Origin of the sequence: Gemmiger sp., assembly GCF_036306485.1 — a bacterium.
Lineage (GTDB): Bacteria > Bacillota > Clostridia > Oscillospirales > Ruminococcaceae > Gemmiger.
Genome location: NZ_JAXJZK010000029.1, coordinates 107,512 through 121,854 on the forward strand (window position 1 = coordinate 107,512; position 14,343 = coordinate 121,854).

Sequence of the window (14,343 nt, forward strand, 5' to 3'; positions counted from 1 at the left end):
AACACATGAATCAGTCAAAAATACTTCCTTTGCTCCGTGCGCGCGGCAAAGAAAAAGCCGTAGGCGGGCCAGCGGCCCGCCTGCGGCGGATGCACAGGGAGAACCAGACCCACAGTGCGGATGAGAAGCTGTCTTACAGCATCTTCTTCAGCTCATCGTAGACGAACTGGACCTGGGTGCCGATGACGACCTGGCAGGCGTTCTTGGAAGGACGGATGACACCGGCGGCACCGGCTGCCTTGACGGCCTTCTCGTTGACAACGCTGCTGTCCTTCACTTCAAAGCGAAGACGGGTCGCGCAGTAATCGACATTGGTGACGTTTTCCTTGCCGCCCACAGCAGCCAGAACGCCGGAAGCAACTTCGGTGAAGTTGTTGTTGGCCAGCTTGATCTTGGACTCGGCAGCTTCGGTATCTTCCGGCTCACGGCCCGGGGTGACCAGGTTGAACTTGGTGATGGCAAAGCGGAAGACAACGTAGAACACGACGAACGCGGCGATAGCCAGAGGAATGATCATGATGGTCTTGGCATGAGCCGGCAGGGTGTAGGAGAAGAACAGGTCGGTGGCACCGGCAGAGAACAGGAAGCCGGCACGGAAACCAACGTAGTAGGTGATGACGGTGAAGATGCCGTACAGCAGGGCGTAGACAACGTACAGCGGGAAGCACAGGAACATGAAGCCGAACTCAAACGGCTCGGTAACGCCGCAGATGAAAGCGCAGATGGCGGCGGAGAGAACCAGACCGATGGCGGCCTTCTTGTTCTTGGCGGTGTGGACCATGGCCAGCGCAGCGCCGGGGATACCACCCATCATGCAGGGGAAGAAGCCGGACATGTACATACCGAGGCTCCAGCCCACATCGGCGGAGGTGTCGCCGGCCCAGTAGTGGGTCAGGTCGCCGATGCCGATGGTGTCAAACCAGAACACGTTGTTCAGGGCGTGATGCAGACCGGTGGGGATCAGCAGGCGGTTGAAGAAGGCGTACAGACCAGCGCCGAAGCCGCCCAGGCTGACGATGCCCTCGCCCAGCAGGAACAGGGCGTTGAAGATGATGGGCCACAGGAACAGCAGGATGACGGAGACCAGGATGGAGACCAGACCGGTGACGATGGCGACGCAGCGCTTGCCGCTGAAGAACGCCAGGAAGTCAGGCAGCTTGGTGCCCTTGAACTTGTTGTAGCAGGCAGAGCCGACGATCGCAGCCAGGATGCCGATGAAGGCGTTGCCGGCGATCTTGGAGAACGCGACGTAATCGACGCTGTTCTCGACCAGCTCGGAACCGAAGCCGGCGCGGACGGCACCGACAACGGCGGGGGAGAGCAGGGTGGTCATCATCAGGTAGCTGACCAGACCTGCCAGACCGGCGGTGCCGTCATGGTCGTCGGCCATACCGACAGCCGCGCCGACAGCAAACAGCCAGGCCATATTGTCGATCAGGGCGCCACCGGCCTTGATCAGGATAAAACCGACCGTGTAAGCCAGGCCGGTCGAGGCGCCATCGGCACCCATGGCAGCCGGAGCCAGTGCGTAGCCCAGACCCATGAGAATACCGCAGACGGGAAGCGCGGCAACAGGAAGCATCAATGCTTTGCCGAGCTTTTGCAGCCATTTCATCATAATGAATTCCTCCTAAGTTACAGATCCGGAACCGCAGGGTACGATTCCGGGATTGCAGGCCGCTCTGGTTCGCGCAGCCTTACAATCTGTTAAAAGTATTGTAACATATTCGCCACAAAAAAGAAAGGCTTTTTCGCTGAATCGGCACATTGACGAAATATTGTCAAAAAAACTGGCGACTATTTTCCAAAACATTAGGGAAGTTGCGGTTTGTTAAAGAAATATTTTTGCAGAATGATTGTAACGTAGGACGAAATTTCGATTCTTAGCCTCGTTTTAATGCGGCGGCGGCCTCGCGCAGGGCCGGGGAGGCGCGGCGGCTCTCCCGGATTTTCTGGATCGCCTTGTTGTGGGTAAAGGCGTCAAGGGTGTCCCGGGCCAGGAAGTCCAGTCCCAGCGCGGGTTCTCTGACCGCCACGGTGCTCACGGCCCAGGCCACGCCCAGGCGGGTGTACAGCGCCGGGCAGCGGACCTCGCGGCAGACATCCAGCACCAGCCGCCGGCCCTCGGGCGTGTCGGCACAATGATCCATCAGGCACACCAGCCCGAACCGCGCCGCAAATTCCCGGTCGCAGCCGGCCAGGTTGCGCAGCCAGGGCTGCCAGAATGCCGGGCTGCGCCGCACAAACCGGAACCCGGCGGCGGGCGAATCGCACAGGCTCCAGTTGTCTGCGCGGGGCAGCCACCGTTCCAGCGCATCCCGCCGCTCTTCGTCGGGCAGCGCTGCATATCCCAGCACCATGCCGTGCAGCATGGCCAGTTCAAAGGTCTCCCCCTCCAGAAGCGCCACCACGGCCAGAGGCCCGGAGGGGTCCCGGGCCAGTCCGGCTGCTATCCGGCGCAGGATGGGCAGACGCACCCCCAGCATGGGCGGACAGTCGGGAATCAGCCCGGCGGAAAACCGGGCATAGGCGGGGTCGGCCTCCTGTTCGAGGCGGGCCAGAATTTCTTCGCGTGTCATGGGGTTCCTCCTTCCCGGACGGGGTTTCTTCCATCATACCCTCTGTGCGGCCCGGCGCGCAACCCTTCTTTATAAGGAAACAAGAAAAGCCGGCCCCCGCAGGGACCGGCCGGAGAAAAAGGTTCAGGAACGGGAGAAGAGCCGCGGCGCCTTGCGGAAGATCAGGACGGCGGCGACGGTGGTCAGGATGGTTTCGGGCAGCATGTAGGTGATGTTGTAGACGATGCTGTACAGCCAGCACAGGGGGTCCTCGCTCATCGCCGAGATGCCGGGGAAGCCGATCTGGGTCATCCATTCAAAGGCGTAGTCATAATCCTTCCAGACCAGGTAGCCGGACAGCACACTGCACAGATACCGCAGCGCGCAGACCGCCACCGAGCTGACCGCAATGCCGGCGGTCCGGTTGCGGAAAGGCCGTGCGATGAGGCAGGCGAGCCCCAGCACCGAGAAGGCAAGCAGATAGTCCAGCAGCACGCAGCCGATCTGGGCGCGCAGCGTCTGGCAGTAGGCCAGGTTGTCAATGCCCAGCGCAAACTGGATCAGGCTGTTGATGAACGCCGTGAACATGCCCCAGGCGGGACCGTTGCGGTAACTGGCCAGCAGAATGGGCAGCATGCTGAAGAGGGTCACCGAGCCGCCGTGAGGCATCAGGGGAATCTGCAGCAGGCTCAGTACGGTGGAAAGCGCAATCAGCAGCGCGCACTCCACCATGACGAGGGTCCGCGAGGACGCTTTGGAACGAGAATTCGGTTCGGACATACAGAAGACTCCTTGTACAATGTAGATACACAAAAACAGGTGCACCCGCAGGCAAGCAGGCACACCCAATACTTCTGACAGTCCGCTTCCTACGCCGGCATTACCCGGATCAGGTTAAAGGGTACCCAAAGCAGCAGTTACTTCGGTCTCAGCCGGGGATGCCCCCCAGCGCCCCTGTTCTTATGTCCGCTCTCAGTATAGCGCCGAACCGGAATTTGTCAAGGGGTTCCGCGGATTTCCCAGATGCCGCCGCTCAGCCCGGGCAGGTCCAGCCGGACCCGACCTTCCCGCACCGGGACCGGTGCATCGCCGAGCGGCCCCGCCGCAAACCGGGGCAGGGCCTGACCGCTGCCGCCGACCACAAACGAAAAGCCCGACACCGTCCCCGCGCCGGTGTTGAAGGCGCAGAGCAGCGTCTCCCCCTCGCCCCGGCGCACAAAGCCGAATACCCCGCACCCGGCATCCTGCCCGGCCCGGCAGAGCGCCCCGGGGCGGTACTCCCCGCAGAACAGCGCCGGGTGATCCCCCGCAAACCGGTTCAGCGCCGCACAGAAGGCGTCCAGGTCCCGCCGCGGCGCCGCGGCGGCCGCCGCCCAGTCCGGTTCCCGCCCCGGATGAAAGGCATGGGGCTGGGCAAACTCGGTGCCGCTGAACAGCAGTGTCTTGCCGGGCCGTGCGGCCTGCAGCAGCAACAGCAGCCGCAGCTGGGCCAGCTTCTGCTCCTCGCTGCCGAACAGCTGCTCGTAGATCGCCCCGGTGCCGGGGGCGTTGTCGTCGTGGCTCAGCGCGTTCATCCCGCGGGTGTGCGGGGGCATTTCCAGAACGGACAGCCAGCGGTCAAACATCTGCGGACGCCGGTCAAAGGGGGCAGCCAGATACGCCAGCGTCCCCCGTGTCCAGCCGATGTCCCAGACATAGTCAAAGCCCAGCCCGCCGTCCCGCGTCGTGGCCGTGGCGTTCATGGCGCCGGCGGTGTCCTCGGCGACCAGCATCACGCCGGGGAACCGCGCATGCAGCCCCGCCGTGAGAGTCTTGAAAAACTCCGCCGCCTGCCATCCGTTGCCGCAGTGGTACAGCGCATTGCCGATTGCATCCACCCGCAGCCCGTCGCAGCCGCAGACCTGCAGCCAGAAGGCCGCGGAACTCAGCAGAAAACTCCGCACCGGCCCGCAGGAGAGATCAAAATTCAGGCTGCCCCAGTCGCTGGGCCCGGACTCATAGAGCGGCGCACCGTCAAACCGGGCCAGCCGTCCCTCGTCGGCGGCAAAATGGACGGGCACAAAGTCCATCAGCACCCCGATGCCCGCGCGGTGCAGCGCCTCGACCAGGGCCGTCAGCCCCGCAAAGCCGCCCAGCCGTCGGGTGGGGCAGAAGTATCCGCAGCCCTGGTACCCCCAGCTGCCGTCAAAGGGATATTCGGCCAGCGGCATCAGCTCCACATGGGTGAAGGCGTGGGCCTGCAGATAGGGGACCAGGTCCCGGGCCAGCTCGGAGCCCGTGTAGTACCGGCCGTCCCAGTGACGCCGCCAGCTTGTCGCGTGCATCTCATAGATCCGGATGGGGTCATCCGGCCCCACGCCCCGCCTGGCGGGAGCCGTGAAGTCGGCCTGCGGCCGGAACAGCCGGCTGGCCGTGCCGGGCAGCGGCTCGGCGTCAAAGGCGTAGGGGTCGGGACGCAGATGCCAGCGGCCGTCCGGGCCCTGCAGATTGTATTTGTAGAGCTGCCCGCTGCGGGCTTCGGGAACCCGGCCCCGCCACAGACCGTCCTCGCAGAAAGCCAGCTCGGCGGCATGGTACAGGTCCCAGCCGTTCCAGTCCCCCAGGACCTGGACGCGCCGGGCGTGGGGCGCCCAGACCGTGAACAGCCAGCCGCGCCCCGGTCCTGCCGGATGCGCACCCAGCAGCCGGTAGGCGTCAAAGAGAAGGCCGTCGTAAAAGTCCGCCACATCGGGACGCATGGCAGGATCCCTCCTTTCTGGAATGGTACGAACCATTATACCATGCACGGCGGCCAACGCAAGGGCGAAAAAAGGTTGCGCACCGTGTTGTGCCCGCGGTATAATAGAAGGCAAATCGCAAAGGAAGTGTTCAGATTGAAGCAGTTCAAAGGGTTGTGCGGCGCCGCGGCGCTGCTGCTGGCCGTCGGCATGACGCTGCTGCCCGCCCGGGCCGAGGAGGCCACGCCCGAGACCGCCGCCACCCCCGAAACCGCCGCCGTCGCGGAGGACTACACCGGCTGGGTCACCGAGGGCCTGCACCGGTACTGGTACGAGAACGGTGTGCGACAGGGAACCGAGGGCCGGGGCAAGGAGATCTATGACCCCGAGACGGACGGCTGGTACTGGCTGGACGCCGCGCAGGGCGGGGCGATGGCCGTCGATCAGGATGTCTATCAGGAATCCGACGCCGGCCCCTACGCCGACCGGGAGGACGGCACCGGCAAGTGGTGCCGCTACGGGCTGGACGGCAAGATGGTCAAGGGCTGGTCCACCAATCCGAACGGCACGAGCTATTTTGACGAGGTCTACGGCGCCATGATCAAGGGCTGGCAGACCGTGGACGGTGAGCTGTACCATTTCGGCAGCGAGAACGGCCTGATGGACCGCGGCATCGTGCTGGTGGACGGGCAGGTCTGCGGCTTCCACACCGACGGCACGGCCTTTGACATGATCTGGCGCGCCGGCGAGTACGAGGGCAGCTACGGCGTGTTCTGGTACGAGAAGGGTGTGCGGCAGGGCTGCGATCTGTACAACCCCGCCTACCGCGGCAAGGAAATCTATGACCCGGCCTCCGACGCCTGGTACTGGCTGGACAACAACCGCGGCGGCGCACGGGCGGCAGGCAAGGAAGTGTACATCGAATCTGCCGACGGAACCGGCAAATGGGTGCGCTATGACGCCCAGGGCAAGATGATCAAGGGCTGGTATCTGTCGGGCCTGCGGCTCTATTACTATGACCCCATCACCGGGGCCATGGCCAAGGGCTGGCAGAAGATCGGCTTCCGCAATTTCTACTTTGATCCCATCACCGGCATCTGCCAGAATCTTTTTGGCTGAGCCGCAAAGCAAAACGGCCGGACATGCGTCCGGCCGTTTTTTACGGTCTCAGCGGCAGGGGGTCTGCAGCCGCGCCGAAGCGCCGCCGCGGATCTGTCCGCTGCCGTGAATCACATACTTGTAGCTGCAAAGTTCGGCAAGGCCCATCGGGCCGCGGGCGTGGAGCTTCTGGGTGCTGATGCCCATCTCACAGCCCAGGCCGAACTCTCCGCCGTCGGTAAAGCGGGTCGAGGCGTTCACATAGACGGCCGCGCTGTCTACACAGGCAGTAAAGCGCGCCGCGGCGTCCTCGTCCTCGGTGACGATCGCCTCGCTGTGGTGGGTCGAGTGGGCGGCAATGTGGGCGATGGCCTGGTCCAGGTCATCCACCACACCGACCGCCAGGATATAATCCAGGAATTCCGTGTCAAAATCCGCCTCGCCGGCCGGGGTGCCGGCAATGATCGCTGCGGCGGCGGGGTCCAGGCGCAGCTCCACCGGCGTCATGCCGGCCGCGGCGCGGTCCTCCACCAGGGCCTTACGCAGCATCGGCAGAAAGACCGGGGCAATGTCGCGGTGTACCAGACAGACCTCCTCGGCATTGCAGACGCTGGGCCGGCTGGTCTTGGCATTCTCGACGATGCGCAGGGCCATCTCGGGGTCCGCCGCGCGGTCCACATAGACGTGGCAGATGCCGGTTCCGGTCTGGATGCAGGGCACCGTGGCGTTCTGCACGCAGGCCCGGATCAGCCCGGCGCCGCCCCGCGGGATCAGCAGGTCCACCAGCCCGTCGGCGGTCATCAGCTCGTTGGCCGAATCGTGGCTGGTATCCTCAATCAGATGCAGCGATGCCGCGGGCAGACCCGCCCGCTCCAGTCCGGTGCGCAGCGCTTCGACAATGGCATGGCAACTCGACCAGGCATCCCGGCCGCAGCGCAGCACGCAGGCACTGCCGGCCTTGATGGCCAGCGCCGCCGCATCGGAGGTCACGTTGGGACGGCTCTCATAGATGATCGCAATGACGCCCATAGGCACCGAAGTCTTTTCGATCAGCAGGCCGTTGGGCCGCACGATCTTGTGCAGCACGGCGCCCACCGGGTCGGGCAGGGCCGCGACCTCCCGGATGCCCTTGGCCATGTCGGTCAGGCGGGTGGGGGTCAGGGCCAGACGGTCCAGCATGACATCGCTGGTCCGGCCGCGGGCGGCGTCCAGGTCCCGGCGGTTGGCTTCCAGGATGGTGTCCGTCGCTTCCACCAGCGCCACGGCCATGGCCTCCAGCGCGGCGTTCTTGGTGTCGGTTCCGGCCAGTGCCAGCGGCAGCCGGGCGGTCTGGGCATCGAGCAGGATTTCATGGGTGGTCATCGGTTGGTCTCCTTTCTGCCGAGAAACTTCGTGCCGACATCCTTGCCGTCCACAATGTCATAGAGCAGCTCCGCATGGGACCCGTTGGCGATCACCATGTCCACGCCCTCGGCGTTGGCCAGCCGGGCCGCCACCACCTTGGTGGTCATGCCGCCGGTGCCCAGGGCACTGCCGGCACCGCCCGCCAGGGCTTCAATCTCGGGCGTGATGCGCTCCACGCGGTGAATCAGCGTGGCGTCGGGGTGGGTGTGCGGGTCGGCGGTGTACAGGCCGTCAATGTCGCTGAGCAGTACCAGCAGATCGGCATGGACGCACTGGGCCACCAGCGCACTCAGGGTATCGTTGTCGCCCACCGAGTATTCCTCGGTGGCCACGGTATCGTTCTCGTTGATGATCGGCACCGCGCCCAGCTCCAGCAGCCGCATCAGGGTGTTCTGCAGGTTGCGGCGGCGCAGTTCATGGTCAAAGTCCTCCCAGGTCACCAGGATCTGGGCCACGGTGTGGCTGTATTCCGAAAACAGCTTGTCGTAGGTGTACATCAGCTCGCACTGCCCCACCGCGGCGGCCGCCTGTTTGGTCGTGATGTCCCGCGGCCGTGCAATCTGCAGTTTGCCGGCGCCCAGGCCGGTCGCGCCCGACGAGACAATGATCAGTTCATGGCCGGCGTTCTTGATGTCGCTCCATACCTTGACCAGCGATTCGATGTGACGGATGTTCAGCCGTCCCCCCGGATGGGCCAGCGTGCTGGTGCCGATCTTTACTACAATACGCATCTCAGTCTTTTCCCATCTCTTTGGTCTTGGCAAAGGCCGCCAGCACCGCGTCGGTCACGGCGCCGCGGAAGGCGCGCTCCTCCAGCACGCGGACGCCCTGGATCGTCGAGCCGCCGGGACTGCAGACCGCGTCCTTCAGCTCGCCGGGATGCTTGCCGCTCTCCAGCACCATCTTGGCGCTGCCCAGCACCATCTGGGCCGCATAGTCCTGCGCCTTGGAACGGGGCAGACCCGCGGCCACGCCGCCGTCGGCCAGCGCCTCGATGAACTGATACACCCACGCCGGACCGCAGCCCGAAACGCAGGATGCCGCATCAATCAGTTCTTCGGGCAGGGCATCCAGCCGTCCGGCCGGGGCCATCGCGCTCAGGAAGGCAAACATCCGGTCGTCGTCCACGCCGTCGGCGCAGTATTGGATCATGCCCGCGCCCAGCGCAGCGGGGGTGTTGGGCATAATACGGATGATCGGGTATTCCCCGCCGGCCAGCGCCCGGACCCGGGCCATGCTCAGCCCGGCTGCCATCGTGACCAGCACAAACCGTCCGCTGCGGCGTGCCAGGACCGGCGCAATGCCGGCCAGCATCGGGGCCATCATCTGCGGTTTGACGCAGAGAAACATATAATCACATTCGGCGGCAATCTCATTGTTGGACGCCGTGCGGCTGCCCAGTTCCGCGGCCAGTGCCTCCGCCTTGGCGGCGGTGCGGTTGGCCAGCAGGACGTTCTCCGCTCCGACGCCGCGGCAGACGGCGCGCGCTACCGCACTGCCCATATTGCCGCAGCCGATAAACCCAAAACGCATGAAAACTTCCCCCTGTCTTGTAATTAGGTTAATGGTATCGCACCGCGGGGGCAAAGTCAATAAAAATACGGAAATTCCGTGACAAATTCTGCCTGAACTGCTATAATGAAGCCAAAAAAACCGGCGATTTCCGCCGCAGGGGGAACAGAGTATGCAATATGTGGATTTTGGCCGTACCGGACTCCGGGTATCCCGTCTGGGATTCGGGGGCATTCCGATCCAGCGCATCGACGAGGCGGGAACCCGCGATCTGCTGCGCGCGGCACATGAGGCGGGCATCAACTATATTGATACGGCGCGCGGCTACACGGTCAGCGAAGCGTGGATCGGCCAGGCGCTCGAGGAGACCGGGCTGCGGGATGCCTTCATCCTGGCAACGAAATGCCGGGCCCTGACGGCCGACCAGATGCGGGAAGAACTGGCCGCGAGTCTGAAAAACCTGCGCACCGACCATATTGAACTGTACCAGTTCCACAACCCGTCCCCGGCGGACTTTGAGACCATCCTGGCCCCCGGCGGCGCCCTCGAGGCCCTGCTGGACGCCAAACGGCAGGGAATTGTGGGCCATATCGGCGTCACGGCGCATCTGGCCGCGACGTTTGAGCGGGCCCTGGAGGTCGAGGAGATCGAGACCGTCATGTTCCCGTATAACATTGTGGAGCAGCAGGGCGCCGACCTGATGGCGCGCTGCACGGCATCGGGAAAGGCCTTCATCGCGATGAAGCCGCTCGCCGGCGGCGCGATCGAGGACGGGCGTCTGGCGCTGCGGTATGTGCTGTCCAACCCGAACGTGACGGTGGCCATCCCCGGCATGGCGGACCCCCGGGAACTCGAGGCCAACGTGGCCGGCAGCGCCGAGACCGGCCCGCTGACCCCCGACGAGGAGGCAGCCTGCCAGAAGGTCCGCGACGAGCTGGGCACCCAGTTCTGCCGCCGCTGCAATTACTGCGCGCCCTGCACGGTGGGCATCCAGATCCCCAGCTGCTTCCTGTTCCACGGGTATCTGAACCGCTACGGCCTGGCCGACTGGGCCCATGAACGGTACAATACCCTCAAGGTCAAGGCCGGGGCCTGCATCTCCTGCGGCTCCTGCGAGACCCGCTGCCCCTACAACCTGCCCATCCGGCAGATGCTGCGCCAGGTTGCCGCCGATTTCGGCGAGTGATCTGTTTTGTGGTCCATCGCCCCGCCCGCAAGCGGTTTTTGCTTGTCCGGCGGGGATTTTTTGTCCTGTCCGGCTCTTGTGTTTTGCGGCCGCACTGTGTATAATTTATTCTGTATGACTTTGTTCTTCTGGAACCGAACGGAAAAGAGGCTGCCTGTATGCGATCCGATCCCACCCTGCATTATCTGGACAATGCCGCCACCACGATGGTGGACCCGGCGGTAGCTGATGCCATCCATGACGCGCTGCTGCACTGCTGGGCCAACCCCAGCAGTCTGTACGAGCCCGCCGTCGAGGCACAGGAGGCCCTCAGCCAGGCCCGCAGCCGTGTGGCCGCCAGCCTGGGCTGCACCGCCAAGGAACTGTACTTCACTTCCTGCGGCAGTGAGAGCAACAACCTGGCCATCCTCGGCGCCGCGCTGCCCCGTCAAAAGTGGGGCAACCGGATTGTCGTGTCGGGCTTTGAGCATCCCAGTGTCCAGCTTCCGGTGCGGGCACTGCGGGAACGCGGTTTTGAGGTGATCGAGATCCGCCCCGAATCCGACGGGCACCTCGATCTGGAACGGATGGAGGCCGCCGTGGACAAATCCACCGTGCTGGTCTGCTGCATGGCCGTCAACAACGAGACCGGCGCCTGCCAGGATGTGGCGGCGCTGGCCCGCGCCGTCAAGGCCAGGAACAGCCGCTGCGCCGTCCATGTGGACGCCGTCCAGGCCTGGCTGCGCATCCCCATCCGGCTCAGACAGTGGACCGGGGTGGACACCCTCTCGGTGTCGGGCCACAAGGTCCATGCCCCCAAGGGGGTGGGTGCGCTGTTCCTGCGGGACAGTGCCCGCCAGACCCTCAAGCCGCCCTATCTGGGCGGCCACCAGGAACGCGGCATCCGTCCCGGCACCGAAAACGTGCCCTATGCGGTCGGTCTGGGCCTTGCCGCCGAGCGCGGCGCCAAAACGCTGGCCGCCCGCTCGGCCCGGGTGCGGGCGCTCAATGACCGGCTGCGCGCCGGCCTGGCCCAGCTGCCCGGCCTGACGCTCAATACCCCGGCCGGAGCCGTACCCGAGGTGCTGAACTTCTCGACCAACTGCATCAACAGCCAGACGATGATTGAATATCTCAGCACCCGGAAAATCTATATCTCGGGCGGTTCGGCCTGCGACAAGGGCGAACCCAGCCACACGCTGCAAGCGATGGGCGCCTCCGACCTGGCGGTGCGCACCGCACTGCGGGTGAGCTTCTGCGACGACAACAACGAGGAGGACGTGGATGCCCTGCTGCAAGGGCTGCGTGACGCCCTGCAAGAACTGCAGCATCTGTAAGCTGCCGCAACGGAAAGGTTTCCTGTATGAAAGAAATGATCCTCGCCTACCAGGGCGAAATGACCCTGAAAGGCCTCAACCGCAATAAATTTGAAGCGCGCCTTGCCAAGAGCATCCGCTATCGTCTGGAGGACCTCGGACCGTTCAAGGTCTGGCAGGCCCAGTCCACCGTCTTTATCGAGCCGCAGCAGGAGGACCTCGACATGGAGGAGGCGTTCCGCCGCATCTCCAAGATCTTCGGCATCGTCAAGATGAGCCGTGCCGCCTGCTGCGACAAGGACTTTGACGCGATCTGCGCCGCCGCCGAGGCGTATCTCGGCCCCACGCTGCGCGGTCTGCGCACCTTCAAGGTGGAGGCCAAGCGCGCCGACAAGACCTACCCGATGAAGAGCCCCGAAATCTGCCGGGAACTGGGCGCCTACCTGCTCGGCAAGCATCCGCATCTGCGGGTGGATGTCCACAATCCCCAGCTGGAGATCATGGTCGAGATCCGGGACCGCGGCGCCTATATCCACGGCCCCAAGGTCGAGGCGGCCGGCGGTCTGCCGGTCGGCACCAGCGGCCGGGCGCTCAACCTGCTGTCCGGCGGCATCGACAGCCCGGTAGCGGCCTACTGCATGGCGCGCCGCGGCCTGGCGCTGCATCATATCCATTTTGCCAGCCCGCCCTATACCAGCCTGCGCGCCAAACTCAAGGTGCGCGCGCTGGCCCGGGAACTGGCCGAGTACACCGGCAACTGCCAGCTGTTTGTCGTGCCCTACACCAAACCGCAGGAATATATCCGCGACCATGCCCCCGACGTGCTGTTCACGGTGCTGATGCGCCGCAGTATGCTGCGCATTGCCGAGAAGGTGGCCCGCGGCAGCGAGATGGAAGCACTGATCACCGGCGAGAGCCTGGCCCAGGTGGCCAGCCAGACCATGGCGGCCCTGGCCTGCACCGACGCCGCGCAGGATCTGCCGGTCCTGCGTCCGCTGATCGGCATGGACAAGACCGAGATCATCGCGATCTCCCGCCGCATCGGGACCTTCGATACCTCCATCGAACCTTACGAGGACTGCTGCACCATCTTCACCCCGGCCCATCCCAAGACCAAGCCGACGCTGGCCGAGATCGAGGCCGCCGAGGCGGGAATGCCCGAGCTGGCCGAGCTGGAAGCCCGCGCCGCCGAGCAGGTCGAGAAAATCCCCATCCGCATCGGGGACGATCCGGAATTCTGAGCTGCGGGGAAGGAGCGCCGCATGACCGCTGAAATCATCTGTGTGGGAACCGAGCTGCTGCTCGGCGATATTGTGAATACCAACGCCCAGTTTCTCAGCCGTGAGCTGGCCGAGCTGGGCATCAGCGTGCTGCACCAGCATGTCATCGGGGACAACCCCGGCCGTCTGGCCGAGCTGGTCCGGCAGGGGGCGGCACGCAGTGAGCTGCTGGTCTTTTCGGGCGGGCTGGGCCCCACCGAGGACGACCTGACCAAGGAGACCGTCGCCGGGGTCTTTGGCGATACGCTGCACTTCGACGAGGAAGAATGGCAGAAGATCCTGGCCTTCTTTGCACGGACGGGGCGCCGTCCCACCCCGAACAACCGCAAGCAGGCCATGGTCCCCACCAGGGGCCACAAACTGCCCAACGCCCACGGCACCGCGCCGGGCGCCTGGTTCGAGATGCCGGGCTGTGTGGCGGTGCTGCTGCCCGGCGTCCCGCGGGAGATGAAAGCCATGTGGGCGGAGGATGTCCGCCCGGCGCTGGAAGCGCGGCAGAACTGCACGATCCGCTCGCGGACGCTGCGGGTGCTGGGCGGCGAAAGCAGCATTGCCAGCAAGGTGGCCCCGCTCTTTGAGAGTGAAAACCCCACCGCCGCCATCTACTGCAAGACCGGCGAGAGCGAAATCCGGGTCACGGCCCGGGCCGCCGGCGCGGCCGAGGCCGAGGCGGCCTGCGATGCCCGCATTGCGGAATTCCGCCGGATTCTGGGCCCCAACGCCTACGATGTGGATGTGCCGGGACTGGAATACACGGTGGTCCGCGTCCTGAAGGAGCGCGGCCTCCACGCCGCCACCGCCGAGAGCTGTACCGGCGGACTGGTGGCCGAAAAAATCACCTCGGTGCCCGGCGCGAGCGAGGTGTTCGGCTTTGGCTTTGTGACCTATGCCGAAAGCGCCAAATCCCGCCTGCTGGGGGTGGACCCGGCCCTCATCGAACGGTATAACGTCGTTTCCGGCCCGGTGGCCGTCGCCATGGCCTACGGGGCGCTGGATGCCTCGGGGGCGGACCTCGCCATCGGCATCACCGGCCTGGCCGGACCCGGCGGCGCCCTGCCCGGCAAACCGGTGGGCACCGTCTATCTGGCCGGTGCCGATGCCCGCAGCGGCCGTGCTTACCTGATGCGTCTCAAACTCGGCGGCTACCGCGAGCGCAGCATCATCCGCACCCGCGCCGCCCTCTATGCGCTGGACCTGCTGCGCCGGATGGCTCTGGACCTCCCGACCGAGGAAGCCCTGGCCGTGCCGGACCGCCGCACGCCCCCAGAAACGCTGGATGTCTGAACTCTGACC

The 14,343-nt window shown here is 65.0% G+C and carries 12 protein-coding genes and 1 riboswitch; of the genes, 5 read left to right on the forward strand and 7 right to left on the reverse strand.

Translation table 11 applies throughout. From position 1 onward, the window contains the following. Nucleotides 1-133: 133 nt before the first annotated feature. From U0L91_RS06240 to U0L91_RS06255, 4 genes are all read right to left on the reverse strand, one after another. Entirely contained in the window at nucleotides 134-1,618 is a 1,485-nt protein-coding gene (locus U0L91_RS06240) for a PTS transporter subunit EIIC (RefSeq protein WP_330045335.1), read from the reverse strand. A 265-nt stretch (nucleotides 1,619-1,883) separates the two neighbouring features. Continuing rightward, on the reverse strand, nucleotides 1,884-2,579 hold the full coding sequence (locus U0L91_RS06245; RefSeq protein WP_330045336.1) for a DNA alkylation repair protein: 696 nt from the start codon (nucleotides 2,577-2,579) through the stop codon (nucleotides 1,884-1,886). Between the two features lie 123 nt (nucleotides 2,580-2,702). Next, complete coding sequence (locus U0L91_RS06250) at nucleotides 2,703-3,338, reverse strand: energy-coupled thiamine transporter ThiT (protein ID WP_330045337.1); 636 nt, start codon at nucleotides 3,336-3,338, stop codon at nucleotides 2,703-2,705. A gap of 67 nt (nucleotides 3,339-3,405) precedes the next feature. Continuing rightward, nucleotides 3,406-3,524, reverse strand: a riboswitch (TPP riboswitch). 32 nt (nucleotides 3,525-3,556) lie between these two features. Continuing rightward, nucleotides 3,557-5,296 carry a hypothetical protein gene (locus U0L91_RS06255; RefSeq protein ID WP_330045338.1) on the reverse strand — a complete coding sequence of 580 codons (1,740 nt, stop codon included), beginning with the start codon at nucleotides 5,294-5,296 and terminating at the stop codon, nucleotides 3,557-3,559. A gap of 135 nt (nucleotides 5,297-5,431) precedes the next feature. On the opposite strand from U0L91_RS06255, the gene U0L91_RS06260 reads away from it, so the two are divergent. After that, nucleotides 5,432-6,394: a PspC-like choline-binding domain-containing protein gene (locus U0L91_RS06260; protein WP_330045339.1), complete on the forward strand. Its 963-nt coding sequence runs from the start codon at nucleotides 5,432-5,434 to the stop codon at nucleotides 6,392-6,394. Between the two features lie 48 nt (nucleotides 6,395-6,442). On the opposite strand, the gene U0L91_RS06265 is transcribed toward U0L91_RS06260, so the two are convergent. The 3 genes from U0L91_RS06265 to proC are packed head-to-tail and all read right to left on the reverse strand — an operon-like array spanning nucleotide 6,443 to nucleotide 9,310. Beyond that, nucleotides 6,443-7,735, reverse strand: a complete 1,293-nt coding sequence (locus tag U0L91_RS06265) for a glutamate-5-semialdehyde dehydrogenase (protein ID WP_330045340.1) — start codon at nucleotides 7,733-7,735, stop codon at nucleotides 6,443-6,445. Continuing rightward, nucleotides 7,732-8,508 carry a glutamate 5-kinase gene (gene proB, locus U0L91_RS06270; RefSeq protein WP_330045341.1) on the reverse strand — a complete coding sequence of 259 codons (777 nt, stop codon included), beginning with the start codon at nucleotides 8,506-8,508 and terminating at the stop codon, nucleotides 7,732-7,734. The genes U0L91_RS06265 and proB overlap by 4 nt, the downstream gene beginning before the upstream one ends. Before the next feature lies 1 nt (nucleotide 8,509). Continuing rightward, complete coding sequence (gene proC, locus U0L91_RS06275) at nucleotides 8,510-9,310, reverse strand: pyrroline-5-carboxylate reductase (RefSeq protein ID WP_330045342.1); 801 nt, start codon at nucleotides 9,308-9,310, stop codon at nucleotides 8,510-8,512. Nucleotides 9,311-9,461: 151 nt separating this feature from the next. Between proC and U0L91_RS06280 the strand changes: the two genes are divergently transcribed. The 4 genes from U0L91_RS06280 (at nucleotide 9,462) to U0L91_RS06295 (ending at nucleotide 14,334) form a co-directional block, all read left to right on the forward strand. Next, nucleotides 9,462-10,475 (forward strand): aldo/keto reductase, encoded by a 1,014-nt coding sequence (locus U0L91_RS06280; RefSeq protein WP_330045343.1) that lies wholly within the window; start codon nucleotides 9,462-9,464, stop codon nucleotides 10,473-10,475. A gap of 158 nt (nucleotides 10,476-10,633) precedes the next feature. Then, nucleotides 10,634-11,791 carry a cysteine desulfurase family protein gene (locus U0L91_RS06285; RefSeq protein ID WP_330045344.1) on the forward strand — a complete coding sequence of 386 codons (1,158 nt, stop codon included), beginning with the start codon at nucleotides 10,634-10,636 and terminating at the stop codon, nucleotides 11,789-11,791. A gap of 26 nt (nucleotides 11,792-11,817) precedes the next feature. After that, nucleotides 11,818-13,011 (forward strand): tRNA uracil 4-sulfurtransferase ThiI, encoded by a 1,194-nt coding sequence (gene thiI / locus U0L91_RS06290; RefSeq protein ID WP_330045345.1) that lies wholly within the window; start codon nucleotides 11,818-11,820, stop codon nucleotides 13,009-13,011. Nucleotides 13,012-13,032: 21 nt separating this feature from the next. Next, nucleotides 13,033-14,334 (forward strand): competence/damage-inducible protein A, encoded by a 1,302-nt coding sequence (locus U0L91_RS06295; protein ID WP_330045346.1) that lies wholly within the window; start codon nucleotides 13,033-13,035, stop codon nucleotides 14,332-14,334. Nucleotides 14,335-14,343 lie beyond the last annotated feature (9 nt).

Coding starts and splice junctions, on each gene's coding strand:
- U0L91_RS06240 (WP_330045335.1), bottom strand. CDS start 1,618: ATGATGAAATGGCTGCAAAAGCTCGGCAAAGCATTGATGCTTCCTGTT.
- U0L91_RS06245 (WP_330045336.1), bottom strand. CDS start 2,579: ATGACACGCGAAGAAATTCTGGCCCGCCTCGAACAGGAGGCCGACCCC.
- U0L91_RS06250 (WP_330045337.1), bottom strand. CDS start 3,338: ATGTCCGAACCGAATTCTCGTTCCAAAGCGTCCTCGCGGACCCTCGTC.
- U0L91_RS06255 (WP_330045338.1), bottom strand. CDS start 5,296: ATGCGTCCCGATGTGGCGGACTTTTACGACGGCCTTCTCTTTGACGCC.
- U0L91_RS06265 (WP_330045340.1), bottom strand. CDS start 7,735: ATGACCACCCATGAAATCCTGCTCGATGCCCAGACCGCCCGGCTGCCG.
- proB (WP_330045341.1), bottom strand. CDS start 8,508: ATGCGTATTGTAGTAAAGATCGGCACCAGCACGCTGGCCCATCCGGGG.
- proC (WP_330045342.1), bottom strand. CDS start 9,310: ATGCGTTTTGGGTTTATCGGCTGCGGCAATATGGGCAGTGCGGTAGCG.
- U0L91_RS06280 (WP_330045343.1), top strand. CDS start 9,462: ATGCAATATGTGGATTTTGGCCGTACCGGACTCCGGGTATCCCGTCTG.
- U0L91_RS06285 (WP_330045344.1), top strand. CDS start 10,634: ATGCGATCCGATCCCACCCTGCATTATCTGGACAATGCCGCCACCACG.
- thiI (WP_330045345.1), top strand. CDS start 11,818: ATGAAAGAAATGATCCTCGCCTACCAGGGCGAAATGACCCTGAAAGGC.
- U0L91_RS06295 (WP_330045346.1), top strand. CDS start 13,033: ATGACCGCTGAAATCATCTGTGTGGGAACCGAGCTGCTGCTCGGCGAT.